Genomic DNA, 19030 nt, shown 5'->3' on the forward strand with positions numbered 1-19030 from the left:
CACCCGCCCCGAGTTCGTCGGGATCCAGCTCAGCCGCGGCCGCGGGAATCGCGTGCCCGGCTCCCAGCGCCACCGGTGGCGGTACCAGCGCCGCCGGCGAAGCGGGCACTGTGCCCGCCTCGGCCACCACCACCCCCACGCCCCTGAAGATCGGCTCGCTCCTGCCGACGACGGGTTCGCTGGCCTTCCTCGGCCCGCCCGAAATTGCAGGTGTCAACCTCGGCATCAAGGAGGTCAACGATGCCGGCGGCGTCCTGGGCAAGCCGGTAGAGGTCATCCACCGTGACTCCGGCGACACCAAGACCGACATCGCCACCCAGTCCACCACGGCACTGCTCGGACAGGGCGTCAGCGCAATCGTCGGCGCCGCCTCCTCGGGTGTCTCCAAGACCGTGATCAACCAGATCACCGGTGCCGGCGTCGTCCAGTTCTCCCCGGCCAACACCTCCCCGGACTTCACGGCGTGGGATGACAAGGGCCTCTACTGGCGCACCGCGCCCTCGGACGTGCTCCAGGGCAAGGTCCTCGGCAACTACATGGCCACCTGTGGCGCCCAGACGGTCGGCATGATCGTCCTGAACGACGCCTACGGAACCGGCCTTGCGAAGAACGTCCAGGCAGCTTTCGAGGCGGCCGGCGGCAAGGTTGTTGCCCAGGAGCTGTTCAATGAAGGCGATTCCCAGTTCAGCAGCCAGGTGGACAAGGTTCTCGCCGCCAAGCCGGATGCCATTGCCCTGATCACCTTCGACCAGGCCAAGAGCATCGTTCCGCTGATGACGGGCAAGGGCGTCAAGCCGACCCAGATCTTCATGGTGGACGGCAACATGTCCGATTACAGCAAGGACTTCCAGGCAGGAACCCTGAAGGGCGCCCAGGGCACCATCCCGGGCACCTTCGCCAAGGAGGACTTCAAGAAGAAGCTCCTGGGGATTGACCCGGCGCTGAAGGACTACAGCTACTCCGGCGAGTCCTACGACGCAGTGAACCTGATCGCACTGGCGGCCGAGGCAGCCAAGAGCACCAAGGGCACCGACATCGCAGCCCAGCTCAAGGCAGTCTCTGAGGGCGGCGAGAAGTGCAACACCTTCCCGAGCTGCGTCACCCTGCTCCGCAACGGTAAGGACATCGACTACGACGGCCAGTCCGGCCCCGTAACGTTCTCCGACGCCGGCGACCCGACGGAAGCTTACATCGGCATCTACGAGTACCAGGATGACAACACCTACAAGCCGGTCAAGGAAGAATTCGGCAAGCTGTAAGCCGCTTCCCCCCGACTAACAGAAGACCCCCGTCCAGTCCGGACGGGGGTCTTTTGTGTGCGGGGGAGCGGGCCAGCGTCCGTACGGGCCAGGCATCAAGCACGGCAGCCAGTAGGCCGGCATCGGACAGCTGACGCCGGAATGCCAGCTACGCCCTCAAGGTCCCCGTCCATAAACCTGCGCTGCGTGACGCCGTCGCCGTCCTGCCGGGAGAGCGGCCGGTGAGACAAACGCTGAGGGCGACGGAGGCAGGCGCTTGTGAAAGCGCCGGGCACGCACAAGGGCCGCCACCGGCTGGTGACGGCCCCTGTGGGGATACTGCCCGAAGCGCTATTCGACAGTGTCTGCGAGCGTCCCCAGGTAGAGCTGGATGACCTTGGGATCCTTCATGAGCTCCCGGCCAGTACCTGTGTACGCATCCTTGCCCTGGTCCAGCACGTAGGCGCGGTCGCAGATCTGCAGGCAGCGGCGCGCGTTTTGTTCCACCATGATGACGGAGACGCCGGCCCGGTTGATCTCGTGGACCCGGAGGAAGGTCTCATCCTGCTTGACAGGGGAGAGGCCCGCGGAGGGCTCATCGAGCAGCAGAACGGCCGGGTCCATCATGAGGGCCCGTCCCATGGCGACCATCTGGCGTTCGCCGCCGGAGAGCGAGCCGGCACGCTGGGCGCGCCGTTTGGCGAGCTCCGGGAACAGTTCGGAGACAAATTCGAACCGTTGGGCGAAGTCCTTGGGCCGCTGGAACATGCCCATCTGCATGTTTTCCTCGATGGTCAGGGCGGCGAACACGTTGTTGTTCTGCGGAACGAAGCCGACGCCCTTGCTGACCAGCTTGTTGGCCTTGAGCCCGGTGATGTCCTGCCCGCGGACCACCACCGAGCCGGAGTGGACCTTGACCAGGCCAAACATGGCCTTCAGCAGCGTGGACTTGCCGGCGCCGTTGGGGCCGATGATGCCGATCAGCTCACCCTTGCGGGCCTCGATGCTGCAGCCGTTGAGGATATTGACGCCGGGGATGTAACCAGCCACCAGATCGGTGACCTTCACGACCGAGTCGCCATCGAAGGCGGCCTGGGCGGCCGGTGCCGCGCTGGTGGCGCTCATTCTTCGTCCTTCTCTGTGCGGTTTGGCTCTTCGGCGCGGTTCGGCTCTCCGGCGCTGCGGCGGCCGCGCGTCGTCCCGTTCGCCGTCTCCTCCGCCTCGGTGGTGAGGACGTCGGCGGAGATGATGCCGGCGTTTTCAGTGCCGACAATCGATTCCTCGTCGGCGACCAGCTCCGCGGCCAGTTCCTTGATGCCCTCGGCGTCGCCGAGATCCACGTCGTGGTGGGCGCCGAGGTAGGCGTCGATCACGGCGGGGTTCTTCATGACTTCGGCGGGAGGCCCTTCGGCCACGATCTTGCCCTCTGCCATCACCACCACCCAGTCGGCGATGTGGCGGACCATGTTCATGTCGTGCTCGACGAACAAGACGGTCATGCCCTCGGCCTTGAGGTTCTTGATGTGGTCCAGCAGCGACTGCGTCAGCGCCGGGTTGACGCCGGCCATCGGCTCGTCGAGCATGACCAGCTTGGGCCGCACCATGAGGGAGCGGGCCATTTCCAGCAGCTTCCGCTGCCCGCCGGAGAGTGACGCCGCGTAGTCGTCCCTCTTGGCGTCCAGTTTGAACTTCTCCAGCAGCACGTTGGCTTCCTGGGTGATCTTCTTTTCCTGGCCGCCCCAGATGCCCTTGAACAAAGCCTTGGACAGCCGTTCGCCGGACTGGCTGGAGGCGCCGAGGCGCATGTTCTCCATGACGGTGAGCTTGCCCATGACCTTGGTGAGCTGGAACGTGCGCACCATCCCCATCCGGGCAACCTTGTACGAGGAGACGCCGGCGATGTTGTTGCCTTCGAACTGCCATGTACCCGAGTTCGGTGTATCGAATCCCGTCAGCAGGTTGAACAAGGTGGTCTTGCCGGCGCCGTTGGGGCCGATCAGTGCGGTGATCTTGTGCCGCGGGATCTCGAGGTACTGGACGTCGACGGCGTTGATGCCGCCGAAGGTGCGGGTGACGTTTTCTGCCACCACGATCGGATCACGCTTCTTGCAGCCGGGCGCGATCTCGCCGGCGGCGATCGGACGGTTGTCCGTCATGTAGTCGATCTCTTCCGACGTGCGGGGTTCGTCCCGTGACTCTTCGCTTGGAATGCTCATGCGAATGCCAGCTCCTTCTTATTGCCGAGAACGCCCTGGGGCCTGAAGATCATTAGCAGCATGAGCGCCACGCCGACCAGGATGTAACGCAGCTGCCCGGCCTGGACCGTGTTCAGCCACGTGATGGTGCCGGACTCGATCAGGCCGTAGAGGATGCCCTGGGTAAGCGAGAGCACCACCCAGAAGATCATCGCGCCGACCACCGGGCCGAGCACAGTGCCGAGCCCGCCGAGCAGCAGGCAGGTGTAGAGGAAGAACGTCAATTCCGTGCCGTAGTTGGCAGGCTGCACCGCGCCGCGGGGAATCGTGAAGATCATGCCTGCCAGGGCTCCGAGCGCGCCGCCGATGATCAGGGACTGCATCTTGTAGGCGTACACGTTCTTGCCGAGCGAGCGGACGGCGTTCTCGTCCTCGCGGATGCCCTTGAGTACCCGGCCCCAGGGGCTTCGCATCAGCAGCCAGACCAGGGTGCAGAAGACGGCCACGACTGCCCAGGCGACCACCCGGATGAAGAAGTCGCGGTTGTTCATGCCAACGTAGGTCCCCGGCGGGAAGGGATTCATGGCGTAGAAATCGCCCTCGAAGGCGGCCAGGCCGTTGGCCGAGCCGGTGATGGCGGTCAGCTGGTTGGTCGTGACGATGTAGCGCACGATTTCGGCCGCCGCGATGGTCACGATGGCCAGGTAGTCCGCCCGCAGCCGCAGCGTCGGGATGCCCAGCAGCAGGGCGAAGATGGCGGACGCGACGACGGCGATGAGCAGTCCGACGAAGAACGGCACATGGAACGTCAGGGTGGAGATGGCGAAGCCGTAGGCTCCCACTGCCATGAAGCCTGCCTGGCCGAAGTTGAGCAGGCCGGTGTAGCCGAAGTGAACCGCGAGGCCGAGGGTGGCCAGGGCGTAGGCAGCTGTCGTCGGGCTGAAAAGTTCACCGGCGGCGCTGGAAAATATGAATCCGAAGTCCATGGCTGTCTCCTAACCCACGCGCTCTTTGCGGCCCAGAATGCCCTGAGGGCGGAACAAGAGGACAACAATCATGATGAACAACGCTCCCACGTATTTGAGGTCGGCGGCGAGGCCGAACACGGTGGTCAGCTCAACGAAGATGCCGACGATGATGGAACCGACCAGGGCGCCCCAGACTGTGCCGAGGCCGCCGAGGGTGACGCTGGCGAAGATGAGCAGCAGGATCTGCGAGCCCATGTCGAAGGTGACGCCGGGACGGTAGTAGGCCCAGAGGATGCCGCCGAGGGCGGCGAGCATGCCGCCGACCACCCAGACGATCCGGATGACGGAGTCGACGTCGATGCCGGAGGCCGCGGCCAGCGCCGGGTTGTCGGCCACCGCGCGGGTGGCCTTGCCGAGGCGGGTCTTGAGCAGGACGACGCCGAGGGCGGCGATCACGACGGCGCTGACGAGGAGGGACAAGAGGTTGTTGGGGGAGATGGAGATCGGGCCGATCAGGATTTCCACGCTCTGGGCGAACGGCAGTTGCTGGGTGGCGCCGCCGAAGTAGAACTGGATGATGTAGCGCACGGACAGGGCCAGGCCGATGCTGACGATCATCATCGGAACAAGCCCGGTTCCGCGGCGCCGCAGCGGCTTCCACAGGCCCGCATCCTGGACGTAGCCGAACAATCCGCCGCCGATGACGGCCAGGATGACGGCCAGCCAGAACGGCAGGTGCATCTGGTTGAAGGCGAACACCAGTACCGCGCCGAGGGTGACCATTTCTCCGTGCGCGAAGTTGGTCAGGCCGGTGGTGCCGAAGATCAGGGACAGGCCCACGGACGCGAGGGCGAGCAACAGGCCGAAGCTCAGGCCTGCTACCAGCCGGTTGAGCAGGTTTTGCATGAAGTTCTGTTGCTCCACGACAATGCCCTTGCCAAACGTGAAGATCACCGAGAGGTTTGAGGTCTGGCTGAAGGTGACGTTGCGGGGGTTCTCCTGGCCCTCGGCCAGTTTGATGCCCTGCGGAAGCGTGGACTCATCGAGTTTGACCTCGTAGGTTCCCTGGGTGGGGACGCCGATGGTCCAGGCGCCGTTGGCTCCCGATTTCGTGGTTCCCGTGAAATCGCCGCTCGTGGCGGTGATGGTCACCCCGGGGATCGGTGCGCGGTCGTCGCCGCGCAGGAAGCCGCTGATGCTGTTCGTGAACTGGGTGGCCGACGGGGATGGTGTCGGCGAGGGGGTCGTGGCGCTGGACGCCGGGGCCACGATGAGCAGTAGCGCAGCCGTGGCGGCGAATACTGACCCCACAGCCCTCAATAGTCTGCCGCGCCGTCTCTGCGACAGGCCGCTCGTTGTGCTTCTCAAATTGAAAACCTCCACATGGGGGTGCTGTGGGTTGCGCCTTTGCAACCGTTGCGAACGGTCAGGGGACGAGCGTCTGGCACTACGATCACGTGTTGTGATGTCCGTCACCCTGTGTGGCCTATGCTACAGCCCGGGCGACCCAAAGAATGCCGCTGCGAGCAGGGAGAACGTCGCGATCGGGTAACAACCGTGTAGCGCCGCCGACACCTTGCTGTAGCCCAGCTAAAGAAAACTTTTGTTGATTCCGAGTATGCCTAAACAGTGGCCCGCCCGCCCCCCAATTCGCCGGGTCGCCCGGGGCTGGCGCGGGCGGCCGGGCACGTACGCTCCGGCCCGCGGAACCGCCACCCCCAAGCTTTTTCCAAGCCCGCCGGCGTTATGGTGCGAAGAGCGCCAGAACCCGAGTCCGTTCGTTCCGGAATCCGGCCGGCGCCGAAGGCAGGGGCCGATCGTGGAGGGCCGACTGATGAACCGGGTGGTCAAGCTGTGCCTCGCGGGTTCGCTTGTACTGGCGATCCTGGGCCTCCCGGCGCTCAGCCTGGGACCCGAAACCGCCGGGGCGCAGGCCTGCGTTCCCTCCACGGAGGCACTCAGGGACCCCTATCCAGGGATCCAGGCCGCGGCGTCCAGCTTTGAGGCAGGCACCCTGGACGGGTTCGGCATTTCCGCGGCCGGGACGGGGAGCGCCTCGGTGTCCACCGGGCTCTCGCACTCCGGGAACTGTGCCGCCCTCCTGCACACCACCGCGGTGCCGGGCTCCATCGCCAGGCTGACGGTGGGCTTGACCCCCGGGACCACGGAGGCATATGCGGACGGCTGGTTCAACATCGCCGCCGAAGGAATGGCGGGAAACAATGTTCCCTACTTCCGGTTCTTTGCCGGCGGAGTCCGCGTCCTGGATGTTTTCCGGCAGAACATCTCCCATGAGCTCGTGCTCCGTACCTCGTCACCCGCAGGGTTCGCCTACACCACCTTGCGGCGGGACGTCCCGACTGACTCCTGGCACCGGCTCGTCATGCACGTGGTCCCCAACGGCCCCGGGACCAACGTCCAAATCTGGTGGGACGGGCGTTCGGTCTACGCCGGCACTGTCAGTATTTCCGCGACCACGCTCGACACGCTCCAGCTCGGCTCCGAACACGATCAGCAAATGGCCGACATCTACATCGACGACGTCATTATCAACAGCGGCACGGGAACGCCGGCGCCGGTTCCCGGCCCGCTCCCGGAGCCGAAGGGTGACCCGTCGCAGCGGTTCGACGATTTCCACGGTGACGGTCAGTCCGGCCTGCTGGCGGCCGGCACAGTCACGAGCCGCACTCTCGCGAGCCGCATGGGGAGGCCGGCGTCCGCGGACATGCTCGGCCTGAAAAACCCGCTGACCTAGATCACGGTTCGGTTGCGGCGGCCCCCGTGGGGAACTATCCCTCCCTGTCAGCCGTGGGAATTGGTAGCGTGACTATATAAAATCGCAATTCGTCTAGTCCGCATCGCACCGGAACATCACCCACCCCCTTATTTTGGAGGACACCCGCAATGGCACATGGCGGAAACCCGATCTTCAGCGGAAAGAATTTCCGCGAAGCCACCCAGGCACCGCCTGCCCCGCAGGCCCCATACGGTCAGAACCCGTACGGTCAGAACCCGTATGGCCAGACCGCTTACGGCCAGGCCCCGGGCCAGGGCGGGTGGATTTCGGCCCAGCAGGGCATGACCCAGGAACAGCTCCAGGACCTGTACAACCGCCCGGCGGCCGGGCCGGCTGACATTGGACGGATGACGTACGACGACGTCATCGTCAAGACCGCCGGATGCCTCGGCATCCTGGTAGTCGGCGCGGCAGTGGCGCTCGCCGTTCCGCAGGGCACCGGATCCATGCTGATGATCCTCGGAGCCCTCGGCGGCTTCGCCCTGGCAATGGTCAACACCTTCAAGAAGCAGCCGTCGCCCGGACTGATCCTGGCCTACGCCCTGCTCGAAGGGTTCTTCCTCGGCGGCCTGACCCGCATCCTTGACAACCTGTTCCCGGGAGTCGGCATCCAGGCCGTCGTCGGGACGCTGTCCGTCTTCGCCGTGACGCTGGTGCTGTTCAAGAGCGGCAAGGTCCGGGCGACGCCCAAGCTAATGCGGTTCTTCATGATCGCCCTGATCGGCTATGCGGTGTTTGCGCTCGTCAACGTCGTCATGATGATGACCGGGGCCGTGACCACGCCGTTTGGCCTGAGCACCAGCGTGGAGATCATGGGCATCCCGCTCGGCGTCTTCATCGGCTTCCTGGCGATCGGCCTGGCCGCCTTCTCCCTGATCATGGACTTCACGTCGATCGAGGCGGCCATCAACGCCGGCGCCCCGCAGCGCTTCTCCTGGACCGCAGCCTTCGGCCTCACGGTCACGCTGGTCTGGCTCTACGTGGAAATCATCCGACTCCTGGCCATTCTGCGCGGCGACGACTGACCGGCGTCGTTCCTGAACGACCCTGATTTCCCGCGAGGAGCCCCGCCCAATGGCGGGGCTCCTCTCGCGTATTCGGCTCAGCAGGAAGCCGTCAGCTGAGCCTCTCGAACACAACCGCCATGCCCTGGCCGCCGCCGACGCACAGCGTGGCCAGGCCGAGGGAGGCGTCGCGGGCGCGGAGCCCGTTGAGCAGCGTAGTGGTCATGCGTGCGCCGGTCATCCCGAAGGGATGGCCAAGCGCGATGGCGCCGCCGTGGACATTGAGCATCTCCGGATCGATGCCGAGCTCCCGGGCGCTGGCCACCACCTGGACCGCGAAGGCCTCGTTGAGCTCCACAAGGTCGATGTCCCCGATGGTCAGTCCGGCGATCGTGAGCGCCCTGCGGGTCGCTTCCACCGGCCCCATGCCCATCAACTCCGGGGACAGGGCGCTGACACCGGTGGAGACGATCCGGGCAAGCGGCTCGAGGCCCAGTTCGCGGGCGCGAGAATCACTCATAACCACGACGGCGGCGGCCCCGTCGTTGAGCGGGCACGCGTTCCCGGCTGTCACGGTGCCGCCGCTGCGGAAAACGGGCTGCAGGGCGCCGACCGCCTCTGCTGTCACACCGGGACGCGGTGAATCGTCGCGGTCCACCACCGAGCCGTCGGCGCGGGTATAAGGGGTGATTTCGCGGGCGTAGAACCCGGAGGCGATGGCCGCCTCGGCCCGGTTCTGGCTGAGCACCGCCCAGGCGTCCTGCTCCTGACGGGTGATGCCGTAGCTTGTGGCGACGTTCTCCGCCGTCTGGCCCATGGCGATGTACACGTCCGGCATCCGGCCGCCCAGCCGCGGGTCGGTCCACGGCGTGTTGGCGGCCGCGCGGGCCTCGGTGCGTTTCCGGGCCGCCTCAAAGCGCGGATTGTGCGTGCTGGCGTCGGTCTCGCCGGCACCGGCCCAGTCCCGGTAGCGCGACACGGCCTCAACCCCGGCGGCCACGAACGCCTGGCCTTCGCCGGCCTTGATGGCGTGGAAGGCCATCCGGAGCGTCTGCAGGCTGGAGGCACAAAAACGGTTGATGGTGGCGGCCGGAACGTTGTCCAGCCCGGCCAGGATGCTGACCACACGGGCCATGTTGGAGCCGGCCTCGCCGCTTGGCTCGGCGCACCCCAGATAGATGTCGTCCAGGCCGTGGCCGGGCCCGGCGGCGGCGTCGAACTGCGGAATCCCGGCGAGGGCCGCCGTGATCATGGCCGCGGCGAGATCGTCCGGCCGTTCGTCTTTCAGGGACCCTTTGAACGCACGGCCGATCGGGCTCCGGGCAGTAGAAACGATGACAGCTTCTGGCATGCGCCCAGACTACGCCCCGCCTAGGCCAGCCGCATGGCTCCGGCCGCGGGGCTGACGCTGAAGATCTCCGGCGCGGCATACCCGGCCCGGGCGAAGGCACGTTCGACGGCGGAGCGCACCTGCTGCGCCGATCCCGCCGGGGTCAGGGCGATCGCGGAGCCGCCGAAGCCGCCGCCGGTCATGCGGGCGCCGATCGCGCCGGCCGACCGCGCCGTGTCCACGGCAAGATCCAGCTCCGCGCAGGAGATCTCGAAATCATCGCGCATCGAGGCATGGGACGCGTCGAGCAAGGGGCCGATGGCGGCCGGGCCCCGGGTGTCCAGCAGCTCCACCGTCTGCAGCACGCGCTGGTTCTCGGTGACAACATGCCGGAGCCGGCGGAAGGTCTCCTGGTCCAGAAGCCCGCTGGCCTCCTCGAGGTCCTCGAGCCCGACGTCGCGCAGCGCCCGCACGCCAAGGACCTCGGCGGCGAGTTCGCACGATTCCCGGCGGGCCGCATAGCCGCCGTCGGCGTGGGAATGGGAAACCCGGGTGTCGATAACCAGCAGCACCAGTCCCGCGGCATCGGCGTCGAACGGCACCAGCCGGACACTCTGGTCCCGGCAGTCGAGGAAGACGGCGTGGCCGGCAGTGGCCCGGAGCGAGGCGGACTGGTCCATGATGCCGGTCGGCGCGCCGACGAAGTCATTCTCCGCCCGCTGGGTGGCCAGGACCATGTCCTGCACGGAGAGGCCGGCGTCCATGAGCCCGTTCAGCGCCGAAATCACGGCGCATTCGATGGCGTGGGAGGACGACAGGCCGGCCCCTCGCGGAACCTCGGAATCCAGGAGCAGATCCACGCCGGGAACCTGAAGTCCCCGCTGCTGCAGGGCCCAGATGACCCCGAGCGGGTACTTTGTCCAGCCCCTGGCACTGGCGCGGGCCAGCGAGCCGGTCTCCGCGGTGGTCAACCCCTGGTTGCCGAACGTGGAGAGCATCCGCACCGTGGAATCCGGCCGGACCCGGACGGCAACCCGGGCCGCCCGGTCGATGGCGAACGGCAGGACGAAGCCTTCGTTGTAATCGGTGTGCTCGCCGATGAGGTTGACCCGCCCCGGTGCCTGCCACACGCCGTCGGGCCGGGCGCCGAAGACCGTCTCAAACCGGGCGGCGAGCCCGCGGCCGTCCAGGGGTTGATTCATGGCCTGGCTCCTGCGCTGCTGGAAGTCATGGGTCCAAGGTATACGGGTTCGCGGGGTTGTTTGTGTGGTGCGGGCTGTACGGTGGTCACCATGGATCTCTCAGCGACACCCCCGGCATCCGGCACTGTATCCGCCGCCAATGACACGATGCGCAGGTACGCGTCCGGCCGGCAGTACGAGCTCCGGCGCGGCGACGCCCTGGCAGTCGTCACCGAACTCGCCGCCGGCCTGCGGCTCTACAGCCGCGGAGACACCGCCCTGACGGAAACCTACGGGGATGCCGACATCGCGCCCGGCGCCACCGGAATCACGCTGGCACCCTGGGCCAACCGGGTGGAGGGCGGCGTCTGGCACCTCAACGGCAAGAAGCTGCAGCTGGACATCACCGAGGTCTCCCGCAATAACGCCAGCCATGGTTTGCTGCGGAACTCCTCCTACGATCTCGTGGACGAGGACGAGTTCTCCGTAACCCTGGAGGCGGCGGTTTTTCCGCAGCACGGCTACCCGTTTCTTCTGCGGCACCGGGTCCGCTACGAACTGGCCGAGGACCTGGGGCTGGTGGTGCGCCAAACCCTGATCAACGACTCCCAGGACCGTGCGCCGTTCGTGCTCGGCGCGCACCCGTACCTGCGGCTGGGCGACGTGCCCAGCGAGGACCTCACCGTGAGTGTGGACGCCCGGACCAGGCTGGTCGCCGACGGCCGCCTCATCCCGCGCAGCAGTGAACCGGTCAGCGGCGACTTCGATCTGCGCGGCGGGCGGCCGGTGGGGACCCTGGACCTCGATTCGGCCTACACGGACCTGGAGTTCGACGGCGGCGTCGCCCGGCACACGCTGCGCTCAGCCGACGGGCGGACGGTGAGCCTGTGGCAGGACGCGAGCTGCGGGTATGTCCATGTCTTCGTGACGACGGAATTTCCGGGCCGGTCGAAGGCGGTCGCGATCGAGCCGATGACCGGTCCCGCCAACGCGTTCAACAGCGGCGAGGGCCTGCGCTGGCTTGCGCCGGGGGAGCAGTTCTCCATGACCTGGGGCATCTCCGCCTCGCTGACGGCCGCTGCCGGCTGACGCTGTGGGCTGACCCGGCGGCCTGACCCCATGAACGGCCCCCGGGCCGGTGCCTCGGCCGTCGCCCCGTGCCTGGGCCGTAGCCCGGTGCTGGTTGCTGGTTGCCGGTTTCTGGTTTCCTATTGGGCGTCGCCTACGGAATCATGGGGCTATGACGCCAGCTGAGGACGCCGCACCTGCCACAAGCCCCTCCTATTCCGCGGCCGGGACCGGGTCACGCGCCGGGGCCCGGGTACGGACCGACCGGGAGATCGACCAGGACATTCCCTACGGCGTGCGGATCGCCGCCGCCTGGGCGTGGCGCGGCGGGCTGATCCTGCTCGTAATCGGGCTGCTGGTCTGGCTGCTCAGCCACGTCAGCTTCCTCATCATCCCCGTGATGGTGGCCGCCCTCCTCTCGGGGCTCCTCAGCCCCGCAGTGCGCTGGATGGCCAACCGGCGCGTGCCCAAGGGGCTCGCCGTCGCCATCACGGTGCTCGGCTTCATCGGCCTCATCGTCGGTGCCCTGACCCTGGTCGGGCGCCAGCTCATGCAGGGCTTCGGCGAACTGTGGTCCCAGGCGCTCACGGGCGTGCAGCAGGTACAGACCTGGCTGTCGGAAGGCCCGCTGCACCTGACGGCCGCCCAGATCGATAAGTACATCGAGGACGCCACCGCTGCCCTGCAGAACAACAGCAGCAGCATCCTCAGCGGGGCTCTGACGTTCGGGAGCACCGCCGGGCACTTCGCCGCCGGCCTGGTCCTGGCGCTGTTCATCCTGATCTTCTTCCTGCTCGAAGGCGACAGGATCTGGGCCTTCCTCGTCAGGCTCATGCCCCGGAAGGCGCGCCGGGCCACGGACGGCGCGGGCCGCCGCGGCTGGACATCCATGGTCAGCTACGCACGCATCCAAATGTTCGTCGCCTTCGTGGACGCCGTGGGAATCGGCGTCGGCGCCGCCATCATCGGCGTGCCGCTCGCGCTGCCGCTGGGCGTGCTGGTCTTCCTCGGTTCGTTCATCCCGGTGGTCGGCGCGCTGTTCACCGGCGCGATCGCCGTGCTGCTGGCGCTGGTCGCCAACGGGCCCGTCAACGCCCTCATCATGCTGGCGATCGTGCTCGGCGTCCAGCAGCTCGAAAGCCACATCCTGCAGCCCCTCGTCATGGGCAAGGCCGTCTCCCTCCACCCCGTCGCCGTGATCCTGTCCGTCGCGGCCGGCTCCTACCTCGCCGGGATCCCCGGCGCCTTGTTCTCCGTTCCGATCCTTGCCGTAGCAAACTCGTCGATTCGCTACATTGCGGGCAGAACGTGGGAACATGATGAAGTGTTGGCAACCGCGGGAGCCGGGGGCGGTTCTGCCCCCGAACCCGGCGCAGACACCACCTTCACAGACGTCCACCTGCCGGGCGCAAACCCCGGCGGCGAGGGCGCCGCACCCAACAGCGGTGCTCCGGGCAGCGATGCCGGACGGGGCACCGACGCCTGATCCAAAGAAGGAGAACAGTTCGTGAATACCCTTGAGAGCCTGCCCGTCACGCTGGACGATGTCCTGGAGGCGCAGAAGCTGCTCGACGGGATTATTACGCGGACGCCCGTGGAATCATCGCGGGCCCTCGGCAGCACGGTCGGCGGCGAGGTCTTCCTCAAGTGCGAAAACCTGCAGCGCGCCGGCTCCTTCAAGGTCCGCGGCGCCTACGTGCGGATGGCCAAGCTCTCCGACGCCGAAAAGAAGCGCGGCGTCGTGGCGGCCTCTGCCGGAAACCACGCCCAGGGCGTGGCTGTCGCAGCCAAGAGCCTGGGCATCAAGGCCCGGATCTACATGCCGCTCGGCGTCGCATTGCCCAAGCTCGCCGCCACCCGCAGCCACGGCGCCGAGGTGGTGCTGCACGGCCACAACGTGGACGAGGCGCTGGCGGAAGCCAAGCGCTACGCCGACGAAAGCGGTGCCGTCTTTGTCCACCCCTTCGATGACGTCGACGTCGTCGCCGGCCAAGGGACTGTCGGGCTGGAGATCCTCGAACAGGTCCCCGACGTCGACACCATCCTGATGGGTGTCGGCGGCGGCGGACTCCTCGCGGGCGTTGCCGTCGCGGTGAAGGCACGCGCCAAGGAACTCGGCCGCGAGATCCGCATCATCGGCGTCCAGGCTGAAAACGCCGCCGCCTATCCACCCTCGCTCGCAGCCGACGCCCTCGTCCCGCTCAAAAAGGTCTCCACCATGGCCGACGGCATCGCCGTCGGCCGGCCGGGCCAGCTGCCGTTCAGCATCATCCGCGAGCTTGTCGACGACGTCGTCACCGTCAGCGAGGACGCCCTGGCCCGGGCGCTGATCTTCCTGCTGGAACGCGCCAAGATGGTGGTGGAACCTGCCGGGGCCGTCGGCGTCGCGGCGCTCATGGAAGGCAAGATCGAAAATCCCGGAACCGTTGCGGTGGTCCTCTCCGGCGGCAACATCGACCCCATGCTGATGCTCAAGGTCATCCAGCGCGGCCTCTCCGCCGCCGGCCGGTACATGACCGTGCGGATGATGCTGGACGACCGTCCGGGCTCGCTGGCCACGATCGCCCGCATCATCGCCGAGAACGACGCCAACGTCACGGGCCTGGACCACACCCGGGTGGGCGGCTCCATCAGCATGGGCGACGTCTCCATCACCGTCAACCTGGAAACCAAGGGCCACGAGCACTGCAGCCAGGTCCTGGCGGCGCTGCGCGCCGAGGGTTTCCAGCCGATCGTGGTGCACTAGGGGCCATGGTGATGGACTCGTTTGGGGGCGGGGAGCCGCGGGAAGGGGAGAGCACAGCGGTGCGGGCCCGCCGGGGACTGCTGGTGGTCGGCTCGTTCGTGGTGCTGCTCTACCTGATCGAGATCCTCAACACCGCACTGTTCCACTCCCTGAACCGCACTTTCGGGCTGCGGCCGCGCAGCCTGGACGGGATCCTGGACATCCTGACCTTTCCGCTGCTGCACTCCAGCCTGGCCCACCTGATGTCCAACACGCTCCCGTTGATCATCTTCGGCTTCCTCGTGTTCCTCTCCGGGCACCGGGTGTTCATCACCGCACTGGCCGCCAGCTGGCTGGCATCCGGGCTCGTGGTGTGGCTCATCGGCGGCGCCAGCGTCACCGTGGGCGCCTCCGGGCTGGTGTTCGGGCTCTTCGCGTTCCTCCTGGTCCGCGGCTTCATCAACCGGAACTGGTGGCAGATCGCCCTGTCCGTGGTGTTGTTCATGGCCTATGGCGGCATCCTGTTCGGAATCCTGCCCACCGTGGCCAGTTTCGTCTCGTGGCAGGCCCACCTGGGCGGGGCTATCGGCGGCATCACAGCCGCGCTGCTGCTGAGCACCAGGCGTCCCGGGGCGCTGCCCGCGGGACGCTGACTACCCGGGTAGAGGACACCTCCGGGGACTCCGGCCCAACCCGCCGGCCCCAGCAGCCCCCGCCAACGGGCGGAAAACACGACGCCGGCCTCCCCGCTAAGGGGAGACCGGCGTCGCTGTTATGTCGCTGGTATCAGCCCGCGTACGGCTTGGCGGAGATGATCTCCACCGTGATGTCCTTGCCGTTCGGGGCGGTGTAGCTGAGCTTGTCGCCCTCCTTGTGGCCGACGATGGCCGCGCCGAGGGGGGACTTCTCGCTGAAGACATCCAGGTCCGAGTCGCCGGCAATTTCGCGGGAGCCGAGCAGGAAGCTCTCCTCGTCGCCGGCAATCCTGGCCACGACGATCATGCCGGGCTCCACGATGCCGTCGTCGGCCGGGGCCTCCCCGACGTGGGCGTCCCGGAGGAGCGCCGTGAGCTGGCGGATGCGGGCCTCGATCTTGCCCTGCTCCTCCTTGGCAGCGTGGTAGCCGCCGTTCTCCTTGAGGTCGCCCTCCTGGCGCGCCGCTTCGATCTTCTGGACGATTTCTGCCCGGCCGGGGCCGGAAAGGTTGTCCAGCTCTGCCTTCAGGCGGTCAAAAGCTTCCTGGGTAAGCCAAGCCGCAGTTGCGCTGTTGGTGGTAGACACGGACTTCTCCTTTGGGTGGTCATACAAGCAAAGACCCCGCCACGGTGGCCACTTTTATGACGCAGTAACCAGCTCAGCGGGGGAAAGGTATTGATCCATTGTAGTCAATCCTGTGGATAAACCAAAGAGGACTGCGGCGTGGATCACACGGTGTTACAGGCGGTGTCCCAGGCGGCCTCGGACGGCTTCACTGTGCGCGGCCCGGCACTTGCCGCGGCCTGTGGTCCCGTTATTGTCCGGCGTCGGGAATCCAGCAGCTGTCCACGACGGCGGAGACCGCCTGGGATTCCGTGCGCAGCTGGGCGCGGTGGGCTGTGGTGCGTCCGCCGTCCGTGCCGGCATCGGCCGCGTTCGGCCCGATGTCCACAACCTTCCAGCCGACAATCGCGAACTTCGAGTCCATGGCCTTCACAGCGCATTTCGCCTCCGCTGCCGGGTCCTTCGTGACCTGGAAGTCGATTTCCGTGACCGTGGCGTCGGGGGTGCTGTAGCCGACATCCTTGTAGCTGACGCCGCCGATGGCCGCCGACGTCGAGACCCAGGCCAGAAAGGCAATGCCCACGGCGAGGGCGGCGATCAGGATGTTGCGTTTGACCTTGCGGGACAGCGCGCGCTTTTGGCCGCCGTAACGATTGGATAGGCTGTTAGGTGCCGGCGCGGCAGGCTGGTCCTCGGAAGTCACCAGTCCAGTTTAGTGTGGATCGGACCGGGATATTTCCGGCTGGCCGCACAGACCAAGCCGCACACCAACAGACGCACCCAACAGGGCAGCACAGCAGAAAGAGGAGCCGTCCCACGATGACAGCATCCCCCCGCCCGTCAGCACCGCTTCGTCTGCTGGCGGTCCATGCTCATCCCGACGACGAATCCAGCAAGGGTGCCGCCACGATGGCGATGTATGCCGCCGCAGGCGTGGAAGTCCTGGTGGCCACGTGCACCGACGGCTCCCGCGGCGACATCCAGAACCCCGCGATGGAGGGGCAACCGCACCCCAAACGCGACATGGCCGGGGCACGCCGGCTGGAGATGGACGCCGCCGCGAACGTCCTCGGCATCCGGCAGCGCTGGCTCGGCTTCGTCGATTCCGGGCTGCCGGAGGGCGACCCCCTGCCGGCCCTGCCGCCCGGGTGCTTCGCCCTGCAGCCGCTGGAGCGGGCGGCCGCGCCGCTGGTCCGGCTGGTCCGGGACTTCAAGCCCCACGTGATCCTCAGCTATGACGAGAACGGCGGCTACCCGCACCCGGACCACATCATGGCGCACCGGGTGGCCGTCGAGGCCTTCGCGGCGGCCGGCGATCCTGCCCGGTATCCGGACGCCGGGGAACCCTGGGAGCCCAGCAAGCTCTACTACGACCGCGCCTTCAGCCCGGACCGTTTCCGTGCCCTCCACTCCGCGCTGGAGGAGGCCGGCCTGCAGTCCCCGTATGCCGAGCGGCTCGCTGCGTGGCTGGAAGCGGACGCCGAGGGGCATACCCCGCCGCCGCCGACACACGCCACCACAACCCAGGTCGAGTGCGGCGATTTCTTCGAAGCCCGCGACGACGCACTCCGCTCACACCGGACCCAGGTGGACCCGGAAGGATTCTTCTTCGCGGTCTCCTCGGCCATGCAACGCAAGGTCTGGCCGTGGGAGGACTACTCCCTGATCGAATCCCGGATCCCCGTAGATCTGCCGGAAACGGACCTCTTCGCCGGGCTAAGATAGAGACGAAAGGGCTCTTCTATCCAGTGTAGAAAAGATGCTGTAGAAAAGATGCTGTAGAAAAGTCACCGCAGTAAAGACACCCAGTTCCACAGAAGGTTCCCCACCGTGCATTCCTTGCTCATCGCCCTCGCAACAGCCCCGGCGCCGACCCCTACGCCGTCGCTGCGCCCGGGCCTGTCCGAGGACCAGGTCACCCCGGGTCTGCTGGGCTTCCTGCTGACAGCCTTCATCGTGGTGTTGACCGCGCTGCTGATCGTGGACATGGTGCGGCGCATCCGCCGGGTCCGCTACCGTGCCCAGGTGGAAGCAGAACGTGAGGCCGCCGGGGACGCCGGATTCCCTGCCGACGGCACCGCCTTCCCTGCCGACGGCACCGCCTTCCCCGCCGACGGCGGGGTTTCCCGGTCCGACGGCGCGGTTAACCGGCCGGAAGTCAACGGCGATGCGGGACCCGGAACCCGCTGACCGCGGATTCCCCAACCCGCCGTCCGGGGCCTCGAATGCCCTGGCGGCGGAACCCTCTGCGTACCTGCGCCAGCACGCCGGCAACCCCGTGCACTGGCAGCCGTTCGGTGACGCGGCCTTCGCCGCAGCTGCCGCCCGGGACGTGCCGGTGTTCCTCTCAATCGGCTACGCGGCCTGCCACTGGTGCCACGTCATGGCCCATGAATCCTTTGAGGACCGGGACGCCGCCGACTACCTGAACGCCCACTTTGTCTCCATCAAAGTGGACCGCGAAGAGCGCCCTGACGTCGATGCTGTCTACATGACAGCGACGCAGGCGATCAGCGGCGAGGGCGGCTGGCCGATGTCCGTCTTCCTCCTGCCCGATGGCCGGGCCTTCCATGCCGGCACGTACTACCCGCCCCGGCCCATGCCGGGCCGGCCGTCCTTCCGGCAGGTCCTTGAAGCCGTGAACGAGGCCTGGACGGAACGCCGCGGCGCCGTCGAGGCCAACGCCGACACCCTGGCGCGCGGCATCGCCGCGTCCCAGCCGGCAGCCGCCCTGCATCTGGACGGGCCGCCCGAGGCCCTGGACGCGGCGCTCCTTGCCGAAGCCGTCACCGCCCTCTCCGGCGCCGAGGACCGGGCCCACGGCGGCTTCGGCGGCGCGCCGAAGTTCCCGCCCGCGGCCGTGCTCGAATTCCTGATCCGTCACGCCGCAGTGCCCTCGGACAGCATGCCGCCGGCAGCGGCGCCGGACACCGCGGGCCAGGACTCCGCGGGCCTGGAGACCGCGACGGCGGCCCGGGACATGGCCGGTCGGTGCCTGGCAGCAATGTCCCGCTCGGCGTTGTTCGACCAGCTCGACGGCGGCTTCGCCCGCTATTCGGTGACGGCGGACTGGTCCGTTCCGCACTTCGAGAAAATGCTCTACGACAACGCCCAGTTGCTGCGCGTCTATGTCCACTGGGCCCGGCTGGGCGGCACGCCGGAGTACCCGGCGGCCGAGGCCGCCGGGATTGCCGGACTTACCGCCGACTGGCTCCTTGCCCGCCTCGGGCTGGCACCTGCGGCGGGCCCGGCGCCAGGACCGGC

General features: G+C 67.4%; 18 protein-coding genes. 10 read left to right on the plus strand and 8 right to left on the minus strand.

Annotation, left to right across the window (positions count from 1 at the left end; translation table 11 throughout):
* A partial coding sequence (locus Y706_RS25785; protein ID WP_084476178.1) for an ABC transporter substrate-binding protein occupies positions 1–1259 on the plus strand: 1259 nt, incomplete at its 5' end.
* 330 nt (positions 1260–1589) lie between these two features.
* Here Y706_RS25785 and Y706_RS0115755 read toward each other — a convergent pair.
* Genes Y706_RS0115755 through Y706_RS0115770 form a run of 4 tightly spaced genes read right to left on the minus strand, consistent with a single transcriptional unit; the run spans position 1590 to position 5712 of the window.
* On the minus strand, positions 1590–2363 hold the full coding sequence (locus tag Y706_RS0115755) for an ABC transporter ATP-binding protein (RefSeq protein WP_028277358.1): 774 nt from the start codon (positions 2361–2363) through the stop codon (positions 1590–1592).
* A complete protein-coding gene (locus Y706_RS0115760) occupies positions 2360–3454 on the minus strand; it encodes an ABC transporter ATP-binding protein (RefSeq protein WP_028277359.1) in 1095 nt (364 codons plus the stop codon). The genes Y706_RS0115755 and Y706_RS0115760 overlap by 4 nt, the downstream gene beginning before the upstream one ends.
* The gene (locus tag Y706_RS0115765; protein ID WP_028277360.1) at positions 3451–4419 is read right to left on the minus strand and encodes a branched-chain amino acid ABC transporter permease; all 969 of its coding nucleotides are present in this window, start codon (positions 4417–4419) and stop codon (positions 3451–3453) included. Before Y706_RS0115765 ends, Y706_RS0115760 begins: the two co-directional genes overlap by 4 nt.
* A gap of 9 nt (positions 4420–4428) precedes the next feature.
* The gene (locus tag Y706_RS0115770) at positions 4429–5712 is read right to left on the minus strand and encodes a branched-chain amino acid ABC transporter permease (RefSeq protein ID WP_028277361.1); all 1284 of its coding nucleotides are present in this window, start codon (positions 5710–5712) and stop codon (positions 4429–4431) included.
* A gap of 508 nt (positions 5713–6220) precedes the next feature.
* Between Y706_RS0115770 and Y706_RS25790 the strand changes: the two genes are divergently transcribed.
* Both Y706_RS25790 and Y706_RS0115780 read left to right on the plus strand, forming a co-directional pair.
* A complete protein-coding gene (locus Y706_RS25790) occupies positions 6221–7156 on the plus strand; it encodes a hypothetical protein (protein WP_156945161.1) in 936 nt (311 codons plus the stop codon).
* A gap of 149 nt (positions 7157–7305) precedes the next feature.
* On the plus strand, positions 7306–8223 hold the full coding sequence (locus Y706_RS0115780; RefSeq protein ID WP_028277362.1) for a Bax inhibitor-1/YccA family protein: 918 nt from the start codon (positions 7306–7308) through the stop codon (positions 8221–8223).
* Between the two features lie 91 nt (positions 8224–8314).
* Here Y706_RS0115780 and Y706_RS0115785 read toward each other — a convergent pair whose 3' ends face one another.
* Positions 8315–9553, minus strand: a complete 1239-nt coding sequence (locus tag Y706_RS0115785; protein WP_028277363.1) for an acetyl-CoA C-acetyltransferase — start codon at positions 9551–9553, stop codon at positions 8315–8317.
* A gap of 20 nt (positions 9554–9573) precedes the next feature.
* Entirely contained in the window at positions 9574–10734 is a 1161-nt protein-coding gene (gene galK, locus Y706_RS0115790) for a galactokinase (protein ID WP_028277364.1), read from the minus strand.
* A gap of 90 nt (positions 10735–10824) precedes the next feature.
* On the opposite strand from galK, the gene Y706_RS0115795 reads away from it, so the two are divergent.
* From Y706_RS0115795 to Y706_RS0115810, 4 genes are all read left to right on the plus strand, one after another.
* On the plus strand, positions 10825–11802 hold the full coding sequence (locus Y706_RS0115795) for an aldose 1-epimerase family protein (protein ID WP_028277365.1): 978 nt from the start codon (positions 10825–10827) through the stop codon (positions 11800–11802).
* A gap of 151 nt (positions 11803–11953) precedes the next feature.
* Entirely contained in the window at positions 11954–13267 is a 1314-nt protein-coding gene (locus Y706_RS0115800; protein ID WP_028277366.1) for an AI-2E family transporter, read from the plus strand.
* Positions 13268–13288: 21 nt separating this feature from the next.
* On the plus strand, positions 13289–14527 hold the full coding sequence (gene ilvA / locus Y706_RS0115805; protein WP_028277367.1) for a threonine ammonia-lyase: 1239 nt from the start codon (positions 13289–13291) through the stop codon (positions 14525–14527).
* Between the two features lie 5 nt (positions 14528–14532).
* Positions 14533–15159 (plus strand): rhomboid family intramembrane serine protease, encoded by a 627-nt coding sequence (locus tag Y706_RS0115810; protein WP_028277368.1) that lies wholly within the window; start codon positions 14533–14535, stop codon positions 15157–15159.
* A gap of 133 nt (positions 15160–15292) precedes the next feature.
* On the opposite strand, the gene greA is transcribed toward Y706_RS0115810, so the two are convergent.
* Both greA and Y706_RS0115820 read right to left on the minus strand, forming a co-directional pair.
* Positions 15293–15787: a transcription elongation factor GreA gene (gene greA / locus Y706_RS0115815; protein WP_028277369.1), complete on the minus strand. Its 495-nt coding sequence runs from the start codon at positions 15785–15787 to the stop codon at positions 15293–15295.
* 229 nt (positions 15788–16016) lie between these two features.
* Complete coding sequence (locus Y706_RS0115820; RefSeq protein ID WP_028277370.1) at positions 16017–16469, minus strand: DUF4307 domain-containing protein; 453 nt, start codon at positions 16467–16469, stop codon at positions 16017–16019.
* Positions 16470–16585: 116 nt separating this feature from the next.
* Here Y706_RS0115820 and mca point away from each other — a divergent pair, with 116 nt between their 5' ends.
* The 3 genes from mca to Y706_RS25795 all read left to right on the plus strand — a co-directional run.
* Entirely contained in the window at positions 16586–17491 is a 906-nt protein-coding gene (gene mca / locus Y706_RS0115825) for a mycothiol conjugate amidase Mca (RefSeq protein ID WP_028277371.1), read from the plus strand.
* 105 nt (positions 17492–17596) lie between these two features.
* The gene (locus Y706_RS0115830; protein ID WP_028277372.1) at positions 17597–17956 is read left to right on the plus strand and encodes a hypothetical protein; all 360 of its coding nucleotides are present in this window, start codon (positions 17597–17599) and stop codon (positions 17954–17956) included.
* Positions 17934–19030: thioredoxin domain-containing protein (locus Y706_RS25795; protein ID WP_156945169.1), on the plus strand; the 1097-nt coding region annotated here is incomplete at its 3' end. The genes Y706_RS0115830 and Y706_RS25795, both read left to right, overlap by 23 nt.

Source organism: Arthrobacter sp. I3, assembly GCF_000520575.1.
Taxonomy (GTDB): domain Bacteria; phylum Actinomycetota; class Actinomycetes; order Actinomycetales; family Micrococcaceae; genus Arthrobacter; species Arthrobacter humicola_A.